At 40.2% G+C, this 19,953-nt stretch carries 18 protein-coding genes; 1 reads left to right on the top strand and 17 read right to left on the bottom strand.

Annotated elements, in window-relative coordinates:
- Nucleotides 1-2 precede the first annotated feature (2 nt).
- From QE382_RS07895 to QE382_RS07860, 8 genes are all read right to left on the bottom strand, one after another.
- Nucleotides 3-1,145 carry a SusE domain-containing protein gene (locus QE382_RS07895; protein ID WP_307185395.1) on the bottom strand — a complete coding sequence of 381 codons (1,143 nt, stop codon included), beginning with the start codon at nt 1,143-1,145 and terminating at the stop codon, nt 3-5.
- Between the two features lie 72 nt (nt 1,146-1,217).
- Nucleotides 1,218-2,843, bottom strand: a complete 1,626-nt coding sequence (locus QE382_RS07890) for a RagB/SusD family nutrient uptake outer membrane protein (RefSeq protein WP_307185394.1) — start codon at nt 2,841-2,843, stop codon at nt 1,218-1,220.
- Nucleotides 2,844-2,854: 11 nt separating this feature from the next.
- Nucleotides 2,855-6,292, bottom strand: coding sequence for a TonB-dependent receptor (locus QE382_RS07885; RefSeq protein ID WP_307185393.1), 3,438 nt, complete (start codon nt 6,290-6,292; stop codon nt 2,855-2,857).
- Between the two features lie 214 nt (nt 6,293-6,506).
- A complete protein-coding gene (locus QE382_RS07880) occupies nt 6,507-7,679 on the bottom strand; it encodes a FecR family protein (protein WP_307185392.1) in 1,173 nt (390 codons plus the stop codon).
- 104 nt (nt 7,680-7,783) lie between these two features.
- Complete coding sequence (locus tag QE382_RS07875) at nt 7,784-8,389, bottom strand: RNA polymerase sigma factor (RefSeq protein WP_307185391.1); 606 nt, start codon at nt 8,387-8,389, stop codon at nt 7,784-7,786.
- 636 nt (nt 8,390-9,025) lie between these two features.
- The gene (locus tag QE382_RS07870) at nt 9,026-9,472 is read right to left on the bottom strand and encodes a GNAT family N-acetyltransferase (RefSeq protein WP_307185390.1); all 447 of its coding nucleotides are present in this window, start codon (nt 9,470-9,472) and stop codon (nt 9,026-9,028) included.
- A 318-nt stretch (nt 9,473-9,790) separates the two neighbouring features.
- Nucleotides 9,791-10,690 carry a dihydrodipicolinate synthase family protein gene (locus tag QE382_RS07865; RefSeq protein ID WP_307185389.1) on the bottom strand — a complete coding sequence of 300 codons (900 nt, stop codon included), beginning with the start codon at nt 10,688-10,690 and terminating at the stop codon, nt 9,791-9,793.
- Between the two features lie 21 nt (nt 10,691-10,711).
- Nucleotides 10,712-11,212: a cupin domain-containing protein gene (locus QE382_RS07860; protein WP_307185388.1), complete on the bottom strand. Its 501-nt coding sequence runs from the start codon at nt 11,210-11,212 to the stop codon at nt 10,712-10,714.
- Nucleotides 11,213-11,312: 100 nt separating this feature from the next.
- Here QE382_RS07860 and pdxR point away from each other — a divergent pair, with 100 nt between their 5' ends.
- Nucleotides 11,313-12,734: a MocR-like pyridoxine biosynthesis transcription factor PdxR gene (gene pdxR / locus QE382_RS07855; RefSeq protein WP_307185387.1), complete on the top strand. Its 1,422-nt coding sequence runs from the start codon at nt 11,313-11,315 to the stop codon at nt 12,732-12,734.
- Between the two features lie 30 nt (nt 12,735-12,764).
- On the opposite strand, the gene QE382_RS07850 is transcribed toward pdxR, so the two are convergent.
- The 9 genes from QE382_RS07850 to QE382_RS07810 all read right to left on the bottom strand — a co-directional run bounded on the left by QE382_RS07850 (nt 12,765) and on the right by QE382_RS07810 (nt 19,919).
- The gene (locus tag QE382_RS07850) at nt 12,765-13,838 is read right to left on the bottom strand and encodes a sensor histidine kinase (protein ID WP_307185386.1); all 1,074 of its coding nucleotides are present in this window, start codon (nt 13,836-13,838) and stop codon (nt 12,765-12,767) included.
- Nucleotides 13,839-14,075: 237 nt separating this feature from the next.
- Nucleotides 14,076-14,603 (bottom strand): GNAT family N-acetyltransferase, encoded by a 528-nt coding sequence (locus QE382_RS07845; protein ID WP_307185385.1) that lies wholly within the window; start codon nt 14,601-14,603, stop codon nt 14,076-14,078.
- 170 nt (nt 14,604-14,773) lie between these two features.
- Nucleotides 14,774-15,340, bottom strand: coding sequence for a Crp/Fnr family transcriptional regulator (locus tag QE382_RS07840; RefSeq protein ID WP_307185384.1), 567 nt, complete (start codon nt 15,338-15,340; stop codon nt 14,774-14,776).
- Between the two features lie 84 nt (nt 15,341-15,424).
- Nucleotides 15,425-16,339 carry a TIGR01777 family oxidoreductase gene (locus QE382_RS07835; RefSeq protein ID WP_307185383.1) on the bottom strand — a complete coding sequence of 305 codons (915 nt, stop codon included), beginning with the start codon at nt 16,337-16,339 and terminating at the stop codon, nt 15,425-15,427.
- Nucleotides 16,336-16,863, bottom strand: a complete 528-nt coding sequence (idi, locus tag QE382_RS07830; protein ID WP_307185382.1) for an isopentenyl-diphosphate Delta-isomerase — start codon at nt 16,861-16,863, stop codon at nt 16,336-16,338. The genes QE382_RS07835 and idi overlap by 4 nt, the downstream gene beginning before the upstream one ends.
- 59 nt (nt 16,864-16,922) lie before the next feature.
- Complete coding sequence (locus QE382_RS07825; protein ID WP_307185381.1) at nt 16,923-17,759, bottom strand: phytoene/squalene synthase family protein; 837 nt, start codon at nt 17,757-17,759, stop codon at nt 16,923-16,925.
- A gap of 72 nt (nt 17,760-17,831) precedes the next feature.
- Nucleotides 17,832-18,245 carry a hydroxyisourate hydrolase gene (uraH, locus tag QE382_RS07820; RefSeq protein ID WP_307185380.1) on the bottom strand — a complete coding sequence of 138 codons (414 nt, stop codon included), beginning with the start codon at nt 18,243-18,245 and terminating at the stop codon, nt 17,832-17,834.
- A gap of 611 nt (nt 18,246-18,856) precedes the next feature.
- Nucleotides 18,857-19,507 carry a MarR family winged helix-turn-helix transcriptional regulator gene (locus tag QE382_RS07815; RefSeq protein WP_307188017.1) on the bottom strand — a complete coding sequence of 217 codons (651 nt, stop codon included), beginning with the start codon at nt 19,505-19,507 and terminating at the stop codon, nt 18,857-18,859.
- A gap of 100 nt (nt 19,508-19,607) precedes the next feature.
- On the bottom strand, nt 19,608-19,919 hold the full coding sequence (locus QE382_RS07810) for a hypothetical protein (protein WP_307185379.1): 312 nt from the start codon (nt 19,917-19,919) through the stop codon (nt 19,608-19,610).
- Nucleotides 19,920-19,953: the final 34 nt, after the last annotated feature.

Raw genomic sequence — 19,953 nt, 5'->3', positions numbered from 1 at the left:
CTTTAATTTGGTACTACAGTATGCGTATAGTCTTTGTCGCCTTGTAAAATCATCGCTATTTTTGTTGGATGGCCGTCTACGGCATCCGCAAATTTCCATTTATCGTCCCATTGCGAGAGATTGGGCAATATGCGAACGAAATAATAAGAAGGAGCTGATGAACTATTTGGAGGACTGTCCGTACCGTTTTGAGTTCCCAGCTGTAAGGTTTCAGCCTTTCCGGCCTTGACGGTTTCCATTTGGAATTTATACCGTTGGTCGCGGCCCCAACTTTCCTGTTTAAAATTGATGATACCTGTAGCAGACCAAATTCCCTTCCCTTGATAAGGTAGATCCAACACCACAGCTCCGGATGGCGAGAAATAAACGCCCACGTTTTTGATCTCGGTGTAGGTCACTGCTGCAACATTGAAATCAATTCGAATACGATATACTGCCGTCTTAGCAATGCTGTTACTTCCGGTTTCACCTTCTTTTATTTTGGTTTGATCTTCCGAATAGAAAATACGTCCCTCAGCAGACTTGCGATCCGTAAAAATATATTTTTTTCCGGCTTCCAATTTTGTAAAGATCTCATATTCACCATTCCCCACCAATTTAAAAGGTAAAGATGCGGCAACATCCGTCCCACCCTCAGTTGCCTCTCCAGTGATAAATAATTCATCCGGGATTTCCGCAAAGCCTTCCAGTGTTTTGATGTTCAATACCTTCTTAGCTTTGCTCAACACCCGTTTCATTCCACGGATAGCATAGACTGACCAGATTACATCGCCGCTCTCACCAGGGTTGATCCCCGCTTTTGTTGCTACCTGATTCAATATTTTGTGACTGATATTGGCGCCGTTTGAGTTTCCATTATTATCCGAGGTGACTGTATATAGAGGCTTGCTAAAATCGCCGCCGGACTTGTCAAAGACAACTTCATATTGAGCTGCCCCACCGTCGGCCACCAAGGCCGACTCCCACTCAAAATACAGCGCTGCGGAGCTGGAACTTAATAATTTGACAGCTTTTCCATCTGCAGGGGCATATAGGTTCTCAACAGCAGACACCTCTGCGTCAGCGTATTTCATATCGTTTTTTTTACAGGAAACGATGCTCGCAGCCAATGCGACCATTGCTATAACTTTAAAATACCATTTCATGTCTTTATCATTATTTATGGTTCGAAACGTGCATTTTTTTAATGCGCCGTTTGCGCTTGTTTTTTAATTAATTTAGTTTGAGTAGCCCTGATTGTTAGGCAATAAATTTTTATTTAGATCGATCTGGGTTCGTGGTATCGACCAGAGATAGTCTCTACTTTCATCAAATCGACGAATATCCAGTTTGATATTACTATTGTTACCACCATATTTAGCGCCCAATACCTGGCCGTCCAAATAAGTTTTACCCGCCTTCCAGCGCATGATATCATAGTAACGCAATCCCTCAAGTGCGAGCTCGCTTCTCCGCTCATTTCGGACCATTGTTTTTAAGTCCCCGGTCGTCGGGAAGTCCAGCGCTTTTGATGCTTCAAAACCTGCCCGCCGACGAATAGGTCTGATCGTCATGTCCCATACTGCGGCATTCAGTTGTCCCAGTGCTTCTTTTGCTTCTGCATACATCAATAAGATATCGGCGTACCTGAACATGATGATGTTCAATCCGGCATCATATTTTACCGTTGCTGTTACATCGTAGTATTTCTTTACGTAATAACCTGTCGCGGAAGCGTTGGCACTGGCCCCCTGATATTCGTCGAGGCGTTCCTTGTCGGTTGTGCCCGAGCCGGGTTTGATAAAGATCTTGCGTGTTGTACCGTCAAAATCAGTCCATTGTCCGCCATGAAAGACGATGGTTGCGGCCATGCGTGGATCGCGGTTGACATAGGGATTACTGTCGTTATATTGCGGATCCGTTGCAATGGTATTTCCGCCCAGTGTCAAATAATTATCAACCAGACTTTGTAATGGTGCATAACCGTTCAAACGTGCCTGTGCAGAGATCGGTGCTGCATCATATAACTTATTCCAGGTTTTTAAAAGAGGTACATAAGCATAATCCAGAATAACCTCTGCATTATATTCATTGGCTGCAGTAAACAACTCGGGATAACTGCGGAATAATGCGTAAGTTCCAAATTCCGTTTGTTTTTTCATCAGATTTTCACAGTACTCTATTACTTTATTCCAATTACTTTCATACAGGTAGGCCCGGGCTTGAAAGGCTGAAGCGGCGCCCTTGGTAATCCGGCCGCGGTCGTCTGCCGGTAAAGCATCTTTGTTCGGTAGATCGGCCATGCATTGATCCAACTCCTGATGGATAAATGCCATAATAGTCGCTTTTTCTGTCCGTGGGAGAGCCTTGGACTCTTCCAGTGAGATATCTTTCGTGAAGAAAGGCACAGCGCCATAGAAATTAACAAGTCTAAAATAGAGAAATGCACGTATAAAGCGCACCTCGGCAGTACGGCGTTTTTTGAGTGCCGGGTCCATTCCGGGTACACGCTCCACATTCTCTAGATAGACATGGCAGGTCTTAATACCGCCGTAGAGATCGGACCACTCTGCCCCAAAGCGGCCCAGTGTCGGATCGGCAGTTCCATTACGGATTGCACGCTGGTCTGTGTTTGAGCGCCCCTCAAAAATATTATCACTCAGGGCTTCATCATTCCACATACGATCTGCTGAATACAGCTGATTATAGGCCATATTGACGATTTTTTCGGCATTGTCTGCGTAGTCCCAAAAATTTTCATCGGTAAAGCGGTCTGTTGGCAGCGTATCCAACTTATTACAGGATGTTAATTGGAGAATTGCCATTAAACTCAAGCCTCCTACAAGTATCTTATATAGTTTCATTACATAAAAGGTTAGAATTGAATATTTAATCCACCGCCATAGTATTTCAACGTCGGATAATTGCGGGCACTATTGGCCGAACCACCCATGTTAGAATCAAATTCGGAGGATTCGGGATCTATCCAGGAGTTTTTGCTCAAAGTCAGCAAGTTTTGGGCATTGATAAAAAAGCGAACGCGCTGCAATCCCAATTTCGACACTAGTTCTTTTGGCAGCGAATAACCTACCTGTATATTTTTCAATCGGGCATATTTCCCGTTGAAAAGATAGAGATCAGAATCTTTCCCAAAATTGTTGGTCGACGCTGTTGATCCATTTGCAGTCAATCGTGGCCAGCGTCCATCAATATTAGTCGGTGTCCAGTAATCGAGTTGATGCTGATAAATGGTATAGGAATAATTCTGATGAAATGGTTCGATCAATTCTCCGCGGATCATCATATCGCGCTTGCCTACCCCCTGCCAGAACATACTAAAATCAAAATCTTTATAATTCAGGTTATAGGTCAGCCCAAATGTAAACCTCGGGAAACCGTTGCCCAACACAAAGCGGTCCCGTGCATCGATAATTCCATCGTTATTCCGATCCACATACTTTACATCGCCGGGACGCAGATCTGCTGCAGCAATACCGCTCGGTAAGGCCGAAGTTTCAATATCCGTTATATTTTGGAAGAATCCGGCCATCTTGTACCCATAATAGGAATTATAAGGTAGCCCAACACGCGTCAATTTAGTAATGTTATCGACTGTCGAAATACGGTCATCGCCGGGCATCGCAATAATCTTATTGTGACTATCGCCCATATTCGCATTGATCGTGTGTTGGAAATCGCCTGTTGTAGCACGGTAGCTAAGATTGATTTCCCAGCCCTCATTGTTCATCTCACCTAAATTCTGATTCTTTAGGGAGGTTCCGAATGTGGAAGGTATTTGTGGCGACATCAATATATCAACCGTACGCTTTTTAAAATAATCGAAACTGGCCGTCAATTTATCATGAAAAAAGGTGGCGTCCAACCCAACATTGAAATTATAGGTTTTCTCCCAGCGTAGATCCAGACTGGCATAATTAAATCCTGCAGCAGAAACAGGTTTGTTGTTAAATCCATAACTGTTCTGATAGGATTCATAGGTAAAATAATACGCGTAGTCGTCTACGGCCTGATTGCCAAGAACACCATAGGTAGATCGGATTTTTAGGCTACCGACATGTTGTTTATACCAATTCATAAATACTTCGTCGGATGCCCGCCATCCGAGGGATCCCGAAGGAAAGAAGCCCCAGCGATTAGCTTTCGAAAACTTAGAGGAGCCATCGTAGCGAAAGCTAAATTCGGCAAAATACTTACTTGCAAAGTCGTATCCGGCACGACCGAAGATCGAATTGATACTATTTTGCAGTGTCCCATTTGGTGTTACACGGGCACTCACAGGGTCAATAACTGTTCCTGTGGTAGGTGTACCGAGGATAGGATCAGTAAATTTCATTTTCAGTTCGTTTTGTCGGCGTGTATAGGATTCGTTGGATGCTCCAAATAGACCTGATACATGATGACTGCCAAAAGTCCGGTCATAATCCAGGAGCAGCTGAAAGTTCAGTAAGGAAGCTTTTTCGTTAAAATCTTCCGTATTACGGTCTGAATTGACGTAGACCTGAGGTTGCGTGGCGTCCGGACTGGAATATAATGGCACCTGGATTCTACGGATAGAACGGTGATCGGCATAGATGTCCGCTCCGAAGATACCACGCAGTTTTAAACCTTCGAAGAGTTTTGCTTCGAGATTCAGGTTGATATTAAAATAGTCGTTATCGTTTTTGATATAGCCGCCTTCATTCAGTTCAGCCAAAGGATTTTGATCTGTCAGTGCATTGTTGACAAGATATTTTCCATTGTCAGCCTGCATGCGATAGTAGTAATAAGGCGGAAGTCTGGAAGCATTGATAATGGCACTTCCGGCCGTATTGCTCATGTTGTTGTTGCGTGTATAGGCTAAGATTGAGGTCAGTTTAAAACGGCCTATCTCTGTACTGAGGTTGCTCCGCAAATTGTACCGCTTAATGCCAAAGTCCTGTCCGACAAAGTTGCTGGGCTGATTGTAGAAGCCGCCTGAAAACAAATAGGAACTTTTATCGCCGCCCCCGGCCACACTGATATTATATTTTTGCTGGAAAGAGTTCTTCATGATTTCCGGCAAGTTCCACCGCTCGATATCCTGATGGGCATATAAGTCTGCGATAGCCGCTGGTGAAAACTGAGGATCCATTCCTGAGTTGGTCAGCGCAAGATTACGAAGGGTCGCATTTTCATATCCTGCAACCGGTGAAAATAAAATTTTGGGTTCTTGCACGCCCCACTGTGTGCCGACAGTCACTGCAGGCCGCTGATTTTGGCGTCCTCTTTTGGTGGTTACCAAAATAACGCCATTGGCAGACCTTGAACCGTATATCGCCGTAGAACCTGCGTCTTTCAATACCGACACCGTTTCGATATCATCCGGATTGATCTTATTGAGCGTTCCACCTTCTGTAATAATTCCATCGATCACCACCAGCGGTGCATTACTGTTTATGGTAGATATCCCACGAATATTGATATTCATCGAATTATCGTTGGGGTCCATGCTTTTCTGTTGGATGGTCAAGCTGGGCGAGGCTCCCTGAAGAGCTTGCGTTACATTGCCTACAGGTCGGTTTTCAAAAGTCTTCGCACTGATCTGATCAACGGCGCCGACAACACGCTGACGTGTCGTGGTACCATAGCCGATTACGATAACTTCTTCGAGCTGACTGTTGCTATTTTTCATGATTACATTGAGCTGCCCCGATCCATCGGTCCGCAGGGAGGACAGTTCCCCGGTCAATGCATCATAACCAACAGAGGAGAATATCAGGGTCGCTTTGGGCGAAAGGTTTGTGAGCGTAAATAGACCATCACCATTGGTGGTAGTACCTATAGATTCATTATCTTTGACCCGCACAGAGACATTTGCGAGCGGTTCGCCACGGTCATTGGTCACCCGTCCTTTTACAGGAACCTGATTTGGGGTCATCGTAAACGCCATCGGTGCGGACTTTATAGAAGCTTTTGGCTTATCATAAATGACCACAGTCTTATTATCCAACTGGTAAGACAATGGCTGATCTTTAAAAATCTGGTCCAATACATCCGACAATTGACGGTCCCTAACTTTTATGTCAACAGACTTCGCGTTTACCATCTGCCGTTCCGTGTACAGAAAATTATATCCCGTCTGGGATTTGAGTTCCCTAAATATTTTCTTAAGGCTCATGTTGGAGTATTCTAATGTTACCTTTTGTGCAAAGGTGGTAGCGCTAACCTGCATAAAAGTAACCAAGATAATTATGGTTGTCAATCGCATAATAAGCCATAGTTTACGGAATAGCAGATACGCTATCTCCTTTTTTCTGATATAATTTTGATACATTTGTAAGGTTTATTTGCAGTGTATTCGAGTCGTCCAAAACAGAAACATACTGCAGATTGGATAGTTAAATTTAATTGTCCCTAACGGCAACCGAGTCCCTTCAGGATCTTGGTTGCTTTTTTATACCCCCACCTTTGTGGCTATTCGTTTTGTCGTTTTTTGTTCATCGGTTCGTTTATTTAGGTTATTGTGTAATTAATTATTTACAGGATCATTACGGAAGTACATGTATTTTTTTTCCGTCTATTCTGAAATGTACGGCACCCGTTTTTTCGAGCAGGCTTAAGACTTTTTGAACATCATCAAAACGCGATATTCCGCCACCAAATTTCTCGGTTGTTTTTTTACCCTGATAGATGACCTCGACATTATACCAGCGTGCAACCTTGCGCATCACGCTTTCGATATCATCTTCGTCAAACATAAATTCGTTGTTTGTCCAGGCAATAACCGGAGCTGTATCTATTGGATGGGATTTTAGCACCCCATGCGCTGTAAGGCTCGACTGCTCTCCCGGCGCTAATAGCAATTTTTGATTATGGGAACTGACCTGCACACGACCCTCAAGAAGAGTAGTCTGTACCGCCGATTCGTCGGCATAACTGTTTACATTGAAATGAGTACCGAGCACTTTGACCTGCTGATCTGCTGCCTGAACAATAAAGGGCTGTTTGGCATCCTTCGCTACCTCAAAATAAGCTTCACCGGTCAGTGCGACAGTTCTGTCTTTCTGATTGGCAAAACTAACGGGATAGCTGAGCGAAGAGGCCGCATTGAGCCATACCAGTGTACCATCAGGTAGTTTAATCCGATAGGTTTCTCCTTTGGTTGTCGATAAGGTATTATGTTCGCTATCGCCTTGCGTCTTACCGCTGACCTCGTAAATCAGTTGGCCATCCGTTGTTTTAGAGATTCTTATGCCCGATTGTTCCAAAAGCCGACCATTCTGTGCTTCATGTAGACGAATCTGCTTGCCGTTGGCCAGCGTTAAGGTGGCGGATTGTTTTCCCGGCGATATTACATTTTGTGCAGCTTGCGGAGCTACGCTTTTATGTTCAACGGCAAAAAACCAGCGACCAATAAAAAACAGTCCAATAATAGCCGCTGCGATTGCGCCGATACGTTTCCAATCCCACAGCGATCTTGTTTTCGGTTTATTGATCTGAAGATGCAATTGGTCCCAGGTATTATCCAGTACAGCCAATAAGGTTGGATCATCCAACAGATGTTGATCGATGGGATCTTCCAAAACCTCCTGAATGAGTTCTTGAAGTAATATTTTATCCTTGCCTGATTTTACATAGGACAAAAACGCACGGGAATTTTCTTCGCTAAGTTTCCCCTGTATATACTGCCTTAGCGTATATTGAAGTGTTTTCTTTTCCACAATTGGTTACTCTCTTTTCAGCTAATACACTTCAGCGGTATAGATCATCTGCTCTGTCTGCAAATTTATTTTACTTTTTTTCTGTGCAATGAAAATTTTATGCGTTAATGCTGTTGGAGAAGTAAAAATGAAATAATGAGCAATGTGGATTTATCCAGGATCCCATGTTTCTCTTTTATATATTTCGTAGCTTTTACGATATGGTCGTTAATTGTAGAAGTCGATATACTCAATAAGTCGCTTACTTCGGCGTAGGTTTTGCCCTCAATTTTACAAAGCTTGTAGATCAGTTTGCGTTGCGGCGGCAGCTGGTCAATGGTCTGTGACAGCCATTCTTCATACTGCTTTTCATAGAGTTCCTCTTCGACGTGACTGTATAAGGCTGTATTGTGAAGGCTGAGATAGGCCTGAACTTGTTTTTCGAGGTTATTTCGTCGGATAAAATTATAGACAGTATATTTAGCGATCTGGAATAGATAAGATCGAAAAGGCTGCTCGGGATCAATCAACTCCCGCTTATCCCATACTTTAATAAATACTTCCTGTAACAGTTCGACTGCATCTTCTTCAGACTTGACCATCTTACGGATGTTGAGATAAATACGCCCACTATACATACTGTAGACCTGCCGGAAAGCACGCTGGCAGCCGGAACGAAGGGAGATCAAGACAGACTTCTCTTCAGCGTAGTCGTATTTTTGTGTATCCATGGTCAAGTTTTACCCTTTCCTCGATAGCAAATATTGCTAAACGTTTATTGTATTTGGTTATCTATTTCCAATCTTAAAAGTTATGGTATAAACTAGTAAGGCTCATAAATTAGTGAGCGCCATACAAGATAACTACGTGAAGCACGAATATTTCATCATATTGCCGTTCCCCCTTTATCGTTTAACTTGCATAAGGACTATCTAAGATGGTTATATGCAAATGTACTAAAAACTAAAACGGTTTTGCCTATATTATTCTTTTTTTCCCAAGCAACCGTGTTATTCGTTAACTACATTTTTGGTTGCTGATCCGAAAACTAATTTTCTGAACAATAGTGCGAATCACGCTCATCACTTAATTCCGAATCGTTTGGAATGAAATAGGGAATCCTGTTATACCATTTGAAATAGGAGCTAAACAGTAGATTTTTCCGGATAGCAAGCAGGATCACATCGAACACAAACAGCCTTAATAACAAAGAAAGGAGTAGAAAGCTACTGCATTCTACTCCTTTTTAGCCTTTTCTAAAAGTGGAACTTTTGGCTGAAATTTAACGGTACTTGAGCGAACTGTTTTACAACAAAAACCCTCATTGCCAACCCATTAATACTAGTATGTACTGCTGTTGTATTTTTTTACTTCCACCAGTAATAATAGTTATGATTGCCATCGTATTCGAAACCGCAACGTGGATAGAGCTTATTACCTATATCGTTTGTCTTTTCAGTTTCAAGCATCAATCCGCAGGCTTCCGTATCGACGCACCATTGTTTTGCTTGGTTTATTAATACTACCGATAAACCGTGTCCGCGATAATCAGGATGCACAAACAGATCACTCAACAAATATTGCTTCGCCAGTTTAATATAATGGTACAATTTGTATAGCTGTACAAAACCAACAGCTTTATCATTTGCATATACCACAAAAATAGTGGATTGATCGTGAATCATTCGTTCCCGCACAAACTCTCTACATTGCTGGTAGTCTTCGTTCTGGCGGTAAAAAATCCGGTAAAGGTTAAATAGTTCTGCGGTTTCGTCTAATTCGTTGAGACCTACTTTTTTAATATTAAACTCCATTTTTTATGATTTTTATTGATGGTACAAAAATAGATGATAGTGAGCTGGGCCTAGTGGTACAGTTTATTAAAAAACTGGTGTTCCAGTGCTTAAAATTGGTTACAGCTTTCGATCTTACATTGATCCTAATTGTATTGAATGGGCTATCCGGGGCTTTACATGAATTACTCGTCTGCTTTTGACGTTATTGTACGCTGTTTATAATCAGATTTGAACATATAAAGCCCGAAAGCTCTGAATAGGCTCCCGGGCTTTTACAAGACTTACATTTGCATTAGCCGGTAACAATGCTGAAAAGAGGTTGTACACCAGCAAGCTTTAACTTTGATAAACTTCGTTTTCCATAGCTGAAAGTATGCCAGCCAGTTCTGCTATTTCCATTTCATCGAGGGACTGAATAGGGCTTTTAAATCCACCGCCACCTACTTCGAGCAAATCCAGACCTGCCTTTATGGAGCGTGGTAAACCTTTGGCGACAATAAATTTCAGCAGCTCAATCTGCTGGTAGAAAACCCTTCTCGCCCGGTCTAGATGATTTTTCTCAATGGCGTCATAAAGCGCTATGTTCAGTTCAGGTATCAGATTAGGCGCAGCGGTACACCAACCCCGTGCACCTGCAGAAAAAGCGGCCAAAGCCAGCGGATTCGAACCATTGAAAAAAGCGACTTCTTCGCCCAATACCTTTCTCAAATAATGCATTCGCTGAATATCTCCAGTGCTCTCCTTAATCATCGTGACGTTTGGAATCTCCAGTAGACGTTTCAACAATGTAGGCGACATATCCACGCCGCCCGTAGCCGGATTGTTATATGCCATAATAGGGATAGAAATTTTGGACGCCACTTTGTCGTAGTGCTTTACAATTTCGTCATCGGTAAGTTTCCAATAGCTCATTGGAATAATCATTACCGCTGTTGCTCCTGCTTTTTCGGCAAATCTTGCATGATAAACGGTTCGCTCCGTTGTAAGATTTGAAACCCCTACCAGTGTAGGCAATCTGCCTGCCACCTGTTGCATCGTAGCTTCCGTAATGGCTTCTTTTTCACCATCATTCAGATAAGGCATAACGCCAGTACTCCCCAAGGGAGCAATACCGTGTACTCCAGCTGTCACTAATCGCTCTACCTGCTTTTTAAACAAGGGAATATCGATGTGCTCGTTGTTGTCAAATGGTGTAATGGGATAGGCAATCACACCTTTAAATGGTACTGTGCTCATTGTGTAAATCTCATTTAAAAATTAAAAATCTCTTCCTTCTTCTTCACGGAGTGCTACTCCGAGGTTTTGAAGTTGTGGCGCATTTTCGCAGGCAATATACTTTGCTGGTTGGCTATCGCTCAGATTTTGGTGCTGATGCCACGCCCACGACGGAATGTAGACCGCATCACCTGCTTCCCATTCCACAATTTCATCTTCCACTTTTGTCCAACCCTTACCTTCGAGCACATACAAAACGGTCTCATAGGTGTGGCGATGTAAATGCGTTTTCTGTCCAGACAGTAAACCACCGATAGTCATACTCACATTCTTACTTGGCAGATCCACAAAGAATACCGGATGCTTTCTTTCCTCCGAAAATTGATTATGTACCCCAGCGTTCTCAACATTTTTATGGATAACATGTGATGGCTTTACATATGTTGGCCGGGCAAATGTTTGATGAAAATCTTTTGAACTGAATTGTTTTTGCTCTTCATGAATAGACTTCTTTAGTTCTGCAGCTGTTTCTAATTTTGCCATTACTGAAATTATTATTTGTTTTTTGCACTATTGCATGACAAAAGTATTGTATCTTTGGACTGTATTAATGATGCAGTTTTTACAAAAATTGATAGTCCAGATGTTACGCGATTGGAAGTTTGAAATACAATTAGATGAGAAATTGCGTAAGGCTGTTTACCTACAAATTGCCGATGCTCTAATAAAAGATATTCATTCGGGACGATTACATCCTGGTGATGCTTTACCCGGAAGCAGAAACTTGGCACAACTATTAAAAGTCAATAGGAATACGGTTGTAGAAGCGCTGAATGTACTGCTGATTGAAGGCTGGCTTGTTTCTAAGGAACGAAAGGGTACATTTGTCGCTGATACATTGCCTAATTTTAAAGATGGGCACAGTAGTGATAAGTTAACTGGAACTATACAGCGTACTGCAAACCAGCATTATCATTTACGGTTTGATGATGGGCATCCGGATACTAAAATTGCTCCTATTAGTGAGCTAGCTCGCGCTTATCGTCAAATTTTCAACCAAAAAGCTAAGTGGCAGATGATGGGCTATGGCAATGAATTTGGAGATTTTGAATTTCGTAAAACAATTGTTCAAATGCTCAATCATCAAAGGGGGATGCAGGTAAACGAACATCATATCTGCATCACAAGAGGAAGTCAAATGGCGATGTATCTCACTTCACAATGTCTTTTTACTAAAGGCGACTATGTGATGATAGAAAACCCTGGTTACAAACCCGCATGGGAAGCATTTGAACATGCGGGGGCCACGCTGTTGCCAGTTAATGTAGATCGCAACGGTCTAATCATGGAAGAGGTGAGTCACTATCTGAAATCTTATAAAAAAATAAAGGCTATTTACGTAACGCCGCACCATCAATATCCGACGACGGCAACCCTGAGTTTAAAGAGAAGATTGGAATTAATACAGCTTTCCAACACCTATGGTTTTACTATTATTGAAGATGATTATGACAATGAGTTTCACTTCGGATACCGTCCGCTATTGCCGTTGTCAGGTTTTTCAGAACTAAAAAACTATGTATATATCGGTACGCTAAGCAAGGTAGTAGCCCCAGCATTGCGTATTGGCTATCTGGTAAGCAATAACACTGGCTTAATCAAAAATGCGGGCAGCCTGCGAAAAATAATTGATGTTCAGGGAGATGGTATTATGGAGCAGGCAGTGTTACAACTTATCAAGGATGGTACGATTAAGCGTCATATCAAAAAGGCAAGTCATTATTACAGAACTAAGAGGGATTTTATGGCGGGTCTGTTAAACAAACATTTCGCCGACAAAGCAACATTTACCTTCCCCGAAGGTGGTTTAGCATTTTGGATAGTTCCGAATAAGGACGTGGATTGGTCGTATGTTGCTGGGAAATTAGACAGCGTCGGAATTCAAATCATTCTACCCAATACTTATAGCCTCGATAAGCCGGTAACAGGCATCCGGTTAGGTTATGGATCACTATCTGAAAAAGATTTGGAAGAAGGAATTATCGCATTGTCGAAGGTGCTATAAGTAAATAGTCTCAATTGTAAACAATTTAAACTAACTTTGCTTTAAAAAGATCTTTACTTCAGTCCCTTGTCCAGGTTCACTGATTAAGTCTATCTTTCCACCCGCTTGCTTGACAATAGTATTTACCAGATAGAGCCCTACTCCGGATCCATCAACCAATTTGGTAGCCCGCGTAAATTTCTCAAAAATTGTTTGCTTATCCTCAGCTCCCATACCGATCCCATTATCCTTGACAGACACAACAATATAGTCACCCGCGATGAATGATCTCACTAGAATTTCCGGAGGGCGTGTCTCTGGGGTATATTTCACCGCATTATGGATTAAATTATAGAGCACGCTACGCAGCTTACGCCTTACGAAATTAAATTCCGAAACAGCTAAATCATCACGAATAATCGCATCGGTTTCTATAAGCTGCTGTGCTAAACTCAAACGTACGTCTTCTAAAATACTAGGAAGATCGACCAATTCAGATGATGCCTGATACTTTTGCTTTTCCCAACGACTTTCGGTCAGATCGTGAATTATTTTTTTTATCTCTATCAAGCTTTTTTCGTGATTTTGCATTAAAGGCAGGAATTTCTGGGAATTTTTATCCTTTACTTCCTTCATTAACCCAAATGTAAGGTTGAGTACTAATAATGGATTTTTGATATCATGGGCTAGCGTATCTAGCAGCAACTCATGCTCCAAAACGAGCCGTTCTTGTTCCTTAAGATCTTTCACCCTCGGAGTAATATCGACAAATGTAATAATCACACCGTTTGTCCGGTTCTCTTTACGAACATGATAAGGAAGTATATTCATCTGATACCACCTTAAATCTGTTGTCTGTATCTCTTTCTCCAGGATTTTACCAGTTGCCATAACGGTATTTATATTATTGATAAAAGTCGGAAATCGAAAATTTCCCCTTACATTTTCAAGGGACATTCCTATGAACTCTGGCTTAAGATCAAATTGCTTCATCGCTGGCGGAGTAAACTTCCTTAATATTAAGTCCGCATCCACAAATAATTGTGGGACGATGGTATTGCTAAAATAATTTTCCAGGTCTTCGTTGAGTTGAGTTAAGTCTTCAATTTTATTGTCTTTATTCATAGAAGCACAGTATATTTTACCCTTAAAAACAAGCTAAAATAGATATTGTTTTGACTTCCCTACCTATACAAAACCTGGTAAAAGGCCATTTATACGTCTTAACAGCATTTAGTGAGCAGTATTTTACTCAGAAGCAGGGTAGGAAAATTTATTTTTTTATTTTTCCAATAGCTGCTAATTTTACTGGTTGTTTATACAGAGCTGTATGGGGATTTCAATGAAACTTTCAGCCCTTTACTAATCTTTAATGACACTCTTGGTCTTATCCATAGTTGAACTGCGCCTTACCATAAACGTCATTCTGATATCGGATAACGCCACTTCGTCAATAATCTCAAAACCTTTTTTCCTATAAATTCTTACATTCAATGGATTAGCAGTTTCCAGATAGACATCTTTTCCAGAATTTTCGGCCTCAGTCAAAACAGGATCCAATAATCCTTTTGCCAAGCCTTTCCCCTGTCGCGAAGGCATTACACCGATACATGCCAAATATAAATATGGTTTTTGATCGCTTATGTGCGCATCCTTAAGTTTCAACAGCTTGAGTGAACGGAAAACTGTCGAAGGCCCCATATAAAGTAAGAACTTAAGATTTCTAAATAGTTGTGCCGCTGTTAGACGCGTTTTGTTTTGAGATTGCCACAATGCTACAGCATTTCTGGTTGGATCAATAAATATCTCGCCATTAATCAATGTTTCTTCTACGATATAATTTGCGAGAAAATAAATCTTTTTTTCAAAGTTTTTTTTTTTTTCATCCACTTAAAGCAAGGATCATCTACAAATGAACTACATATAACATCTACCACGCGGGCAGCATCTGTCTTATTTACTTTCTTGTTTTCCATAAATACAAAAAACTGAAATTAAAACACCAATAAACATGACAATTGTCAATAAAATCAGTAGACAGACGCACCTATAAATTGCGTCTAAATTTTGCCGCGAATCCTGCTCAAGGTTTCCACTTTAACGCCGATATAAGATGCGATATATCGGGTACTGACGGTAGAAATTAACTGTGGATAATGATCCATCAAAAATTGATATCGTTCCAAAGCTGTTGTATGCTGAATAAATCGTAAACGTTCATCTAAAAGAAGTGTGTAGGCAATAATTAGTTTTCTCTCCAACGCTAATAAAATAGTATTGTCTTTTTTCAACATATCAAAATCAGCTACAGAAATACGATAAACCGTCACGGGGCTAAGTGCCTTAATATAGTCGGTACTTTTGACTTTAAACACGGCTGTTCTAAAATCCGCTACAATATCTCCAGGAAAGGTGAAGCTTGTAACAACTTCTTCCGTGTCTCTCATATAATAGTTCACTAAGATTCCGGTCTCCACCACATAATAATACAAATTTCGCTGTCCGGGTGATAATAATAAGGTGTTCTTTGGAAATTTGACCAGCTCAACAAAATCTGCGATCTGCTCATCTATGGCGGTCTTTAGATCTTTCAGTACGGAGGTTGCATAATTTTTGTAAAGCATCATATATATAAAATCATGTGAACGAATAACCACATATGAAGCAAATAAAACGAAAAAGTTTTAAAGTCAGCTTATACCATCTTCGAATCATTCATCATCACGCTGCAGTGACGCTTCTATCGTGTCATAATAAAAGTTAAACCCCACACCCCTAATTTTCTCGTCACTGACGCGCGACCCCTGCAGTAGCATAGCCGCCATTTCGCCATACAATAGCTTTAACATAAAGGCAGGTACATTAGGTAAAAAGCTTGTTTTATCAAATGATTTGAGGAGGGAATAAGAAAAATCATTCATAGTAATATGTTGAGGAGCAACAGCATTATAAACACCTCGGAGATCCTCTTGATGGAGTATAAACTCGTATAAACGCCCCAAATCACGGATATCGATCCAAGGAAGGTATTGCTTTCCGTCGCCCACTGACACATTAATACCAAGTCTTGCCAACGGTGAAAGCTTAGCATACATCCCTCCCGCTTTACCCACGACAATACCCTTTCGCAATATAACAGTTTTGACGCCTAGGCTTTCAAACTGCCTTGCTGCCTTCTCCCATAACTTACAGATGTCTGCCAAAAAATCACTTCCGCTATTAGCATCTTCCGAAAATATTGTATTGGTTGTACGTGCACCGTAATAGCCAACTGCCGATGATGAAATGATTTTATCAATCGCAATAGCATGATGCTCGATGTATTTGTAAATTAAATTCAGTGACAACACCCGGCTTTCGATCAGCTCCAAACGCCGTTTAGACGTCCATCTCCCGGCGCTGATATTTTCACCTGTTAAATTAATAATGGTATCCACTCCCTCGAAAGCTTTAAGATCGATGTAGCTCTTTTCCAAATCCCACTTAAAAAACTTTGCTCCGCTCTCCTCAGGTTCAGCGAGAGACTGACGTGTTAAGACGTGTACCTCATAACCAAGGTCTGTGAGGTGGGAAACGAGATAACCACCTACAAAACCAGTACCTCCTGCGATCAAGATCTTTTTCATATGCTAGCTCGTTTAACCTTCTGTATTACCTGCGGAAGCGCGGCTTTGAACCAATATGTATAACGTGTGGGATGAACAGAAATATCCATTAAAATTTGCTCAATCGACCACCATTTAAAATCAGCGGCCTCTGATGGATTAGGTATTGGATCAGTATCGATACATCCTATGAACACATGATCATACTCATGCTCAATCAAATTATTTTCCACTTTAGCATGATAGATAAAGGAAAAAGAAAAACTTAATTCACAAGTAATGCCCATTTCAAAAAAAAGCCTCTCTTGAGCACTATCTAGGACATCCTCGCCAATCTGGGGATGCGAGCAACATGTGTTTGTCCAAAGGCCGCCCCCATGATATTTATCCAACGCCCGTTGTTGCAGCAGGAGTTGTCCGCTACTGTTAAAAATAAATATTGAAAAAGCACGGTGCAATAGTCCTTCTTTATGAGCAGCCAGCTTATCCATCTGACCGAGTTGTTGATCGCTTTCATCTACAAGGATAACATGATTTCTATCCATAGTTCTGTAATTTTAGAGAAGAGACAAGTGACTTTCTGCCTCGAAATTTATACTTCAATTTATAAATACGCCATTTTGTACCGTAAATAACTCTTTACTGCAACCAAGCCTTTTTGAAAATTCGGTATCCGAATCCGATTTTCTAAAATTTCTTTTGAAGATTTTCTACGAATCTTGGCAAAAAGTGATAGATAATATTTATAAGCTAAATAAACCCCAAACTTTGAAGATGCAGGCAGTTTTTTTATTCCCAAAAGCGCTTCCTTAAATTCACTGTGAATTTCATGCTCAATCTGACTTTTGATCGCATTATCAAAAACTGTCATATCCAAATTGGGAAAATACGTTCGTCCAAGAATATGATAATCCTGTTTAAGATCACGTAAAAAATTTATTTTCTGAAATGCAGATCCGAGTTTCATCGCATAAGGTTTTAACTCTTCATACTGCGCGCTATCTCCCTCCGTAAAAACTTGTAAGCACATGAGTCCCACAACTTCTGCCGAACCATAGATATATTCTCTATAGCGTTCGGCATTGTAATCGATCTTGGTCAGATCCATTTCCATACTATGAAGAAATTGACGAATCAGTTCAGGATCTACCGCATACCTGTGCACAGTTTCCTGAAAAGATTGCAATATGGGATTTAACGAAATTTTCTCTTCTAAAGCACAGTTTGTATCGGCATATAAGCGTGCTAAAAGGCGCTTTTTATCATAACCGTGAAAACTATCTACTATTTCATCTGCGAGCCGCACATAGCCGTAGATTGCATAAATACTATTGCGAATGCACGGTTTTAGTGCCAAGATACCGAGTGAAAAGCTGGTACTATATTTTTCGGTCGTTCTTTTGCTTACTTCATAAGCGAGCTCATCAAATAGTTTCTTCATGGTCTAATAATTTAGGATCTAACTGCACGCTAGAATGAATAATTTGAGATCAAAAAGTCGCTTTCATTTCACCTAGCTACCTCTATATGTAGAATATCCAAATGGACTTACAGTGATTGGAACATGGTAATGTTTATCGTCTTTTATCTCAAAAATGACTTCAATAAAAGGATAAAAGGTTTCCAGCTTTTGACTGATAAAATAGTTTTCTGTATAGAACTTAAGTTTATATATCCCTTTATTATCACCCTTTCCAACGACTAAAAAATTACCGATACGACCATTACTATCCGTTTCTTCACTGGCTATAGTAATCCATTCCTTATTCGGCATCAGTCTTTCCAAATCAACTTTGACATTTGGTGCGGGACTTCCTTTAGCAATATCCAAAATGTGACTTGACAATTGATATTTATTATTTTGTCCATATGCTGTAAATCCAAACAACATACAAAACAGCATGATAAAATAGTTATTAATATTCATATCTATTTATTTAAATCTCTTTCATTACTCAACTTATTTACCTCAGATACGGCTTAATCAATGCCCACACCCTCTAATCAATTTGCAATAACATCCATTTATTACTCAACTCGATTTACAGCCTATAGTGAACGAATCATTCGCTGGCATGATCACGGCTCAATCTAAATAGACCATAAATATACCATTATTGTTTAAATAAATTTAAAAAACACTTTTTTAAGTTCAAAAACAAACTAAAACAATAAATAATGCTAAACCCAATATTTTGTAATCTTAATCTTCGTATACATTATCATGCGCTATAATATAAAGCTGCTGATACTACTTAGAAATGGCATAAGACTTCAATGAATTTTATTACCGTTATTTTATTAGTCATAAAGAAGTTCTTAAAATTCTTCTTCAAATATAGTTTATTAAAACTCCAATTTAGTATTAAAAAATACTAAATTAACGAGTAAATTAACAGTAAAATGGTTGAAGGCACATATTCTACCTCTAAATCATTATAACAACATGGCTAAAAAGACCAATATACACTTAATAATCAATAGATTATACAATAATAAACTAGGGAATACGTATCTAATAAAAAGATTAAGCCAAGCCTAATCTTTTATTAAATACTGTTCGAGATGGCTCACTTCTTTCTTGTCAATCAAAGTATGGTGATGATGATCAAGCTTTGCAAGTAATATGATCAATAGATCACGTTCTTCATTGGAAAGATTTCCAATTAATATATTACCTACAATTTTCATTTTAGGCAGCACCTTAAATAATTCAGTTCGCCCTTCATCGGATATACATATTGGTTTAGCTCTTTTATCAGAGACTTTGGGTGCCTCTTCGATTAAACCAAGACGCATTAATCTTCGAATGACTTCAGTACCCGAGGCCTTTTCGACAGCATTTTTTCGAATCAGTTCTGTTTGAAGAAGTTTGTCATAAGAAAATAACACCATTAAGAAGGTAAAGTCTTCTGGAGACTGTAGATGAGTCCCTTCAAATGCCAGTTTGATATAATGTTTGGCATAACGGTTCATCATCAAAAGTAGTTTTCCTAAATCTTCTGCTGGAACGTCCCTATCTTCTACAAGCGCATGTTCTCCCCCGACTTCTCGTGTTTGAGTCATCCCAATCGAATTTTTGAGATACATGTATTTTAGGAAATCATCAAGTGTGCCATTTGCTGATTCATTGGTGCAGTAATCTTCGAGCTCTTCAGCTATTTCGATCAAAAGATCTTTTCTTATCATCACGACTTTCTCTTCTTTACAAATGAAAGAATTTTATTACGAAAAAAAAATTAAAAGGCACGTGTATCTAATGTAATCATGAGCAAATTGGCGTGGAAGCTCAATCGTCTACTCGCTTTTCACCGATAACGATGTCGCCAACAATGGATCTTAAATAGCCTTCATAAGCAATATTCAATCCCTCGATGATTGTTGTATCGTGTGCGTCAATATCGCCCAGTATTTTCTTATCATCATAGTTATTTCCAACAATGGCTAAGGAACAATGTTGGCTTTGTAATGGAAAAAGTCCTACCCCTATTATTTCCTCTCCAAATTTAACAAACCAAGTTTCTTCACTATGGTCTGTCGTTGTGTTTGGTATATGTATGGCCTGCTTCAGGTCTTCACACTGAATAATATCAAAATTCATCTTGTTTATCTATTTAACATAGATAAGACAGCTT

Origin of the sequence: Sphingobacterium zeae (genome assembly GCF_030818895.1) — a bacterium.
Lineage (GTDB): Bacteria > Bacteroidota > Bacteroidia > Sphingobacteriales > Sphingobacteriaceae > Sphingobacterium > Sphingobacterium zeae.
This window is presented reverse-complemented; position numbering and strand designations above follow the sequence as displayed.

What these genes read in the sequence shown, in the direction of transcription:
- QE382_RS07895 (WP_307185395.1), bottom strand. Translation starts at nt 1,145, where the DNA reads ATGAAATGGTATTTTAAAGTTATAGCAATGGTCGCATTGGCTGCGAGC.
- QE382_RS07890 (WP_307185394.1), bottom strand. Translation starts at nt 2,843, where the DNA reads ATGAAACTATATAAGATACTTGTAGGAGGCTTGAGTTTAATGGCAATT.
- QE382_RS07885 (WP_307185393.1), bottom strand. Translation starts at nt 6,292, where the DNA reads ATGTATCAAAATTATATCAGAAAAAAGGAGATAGCGTATCTGCTATTC.
- QE382_RS07875 (WP_307185391.1), bottom strand. Translation starts at nt 8,389, where the DNA reads ATGGATACACAAAAATACGACTACGCTGAAGAGAAGTCTGTCTTGATC.
- QE382_RS07870 (WP_307185390.1), bottom strand. Translation starts at nt 9,472, where the DNA reads ATGGAGTTTAATATTAAAAAAGTAGGTCTCAACGAATTAGACGAAACC.
- QE382_RS07865 (WP_307185389.1), bottom strand. Translation starts at nt 10,690, where the DNA reads ATGAGCACAGTACCATTTAAAGGTGTGATTGCCTATCCCATTACACCA.
- QE382_RS07860 (WP_307185388.1), bottom strand. Translation starts at nt 11,212, where the DNA reads ATGGCAAAATTAGAAACAGCTGCAGAACTAAAGAAGTCTATTCATGAA.
- pdxR (WP_307185387.1), top strand. Translation starts at nt 11,313, where the DNA reads ATGTTACGCGATTGGAAGTTTGAAATACAATTAGATGAGAAATTGCGT.
- QE382_RS07850 (WP_307185386.1), bottom strand. Translation starts at nt 13,838, where the DNA reads ATGAATAAAGACAATAAAATTGAAGACTTAACTCAACTCAACGAAGAC.
- QE382_RS07840 (WP_307185384.1), bottom strand. Translation starts at nt 15,340, where the DNA reads ATGATGCTTTACAAAAATTATGCAACCTCCGTACTGAAAGATCTAAAG.
- QE382_RS07835 (WP_307185383.1), bottom strand. Translation starts at nt 16,339, where the DNA reads ATGAAAAAGATCTTGATCGCAGGAGGTACTGGTTTTGTAGGTGGTTAT.
- idi (WP_307185382.1), bottom strand. Translation starts at nt 16,863, where the DNA reads ATGGATAGAAATCATGTTATCCTTGTAGATGAAAGCGATCAACAACTC.
- QE382_RS07825 (WP_307185381.1), bottom strand. Translation starts at nt 17,759, where the DNA reads ATGAAGAAACTATTTGATGAGCTCGCTTATGAAGTAAGCAAAAGAACG.
- uraH (WP_307185380.1), bottom strand. Translation starts at nt 18,245, where the DNA reads ATGAATATTAATAACTATTTTATCATGCTGTTTTGTATGTTGTTTGGA.
- QE382_RS07815 (WP_307188017.1), bottom strand. Translation starts at nt 19,507, where the DNA reads ATGATAAGAAAAGATCTTTTGATCGAAATAGCTGAAGAGCTCGAAGAT.
- QE382_RS07810 (WP_307185379.1), bottom strand. Translation starts at nt 19,919, where the DNA reads ATGAATTTTGATATTATTCAGTGTGAAGACCTGAAGCAGGCCATACAT.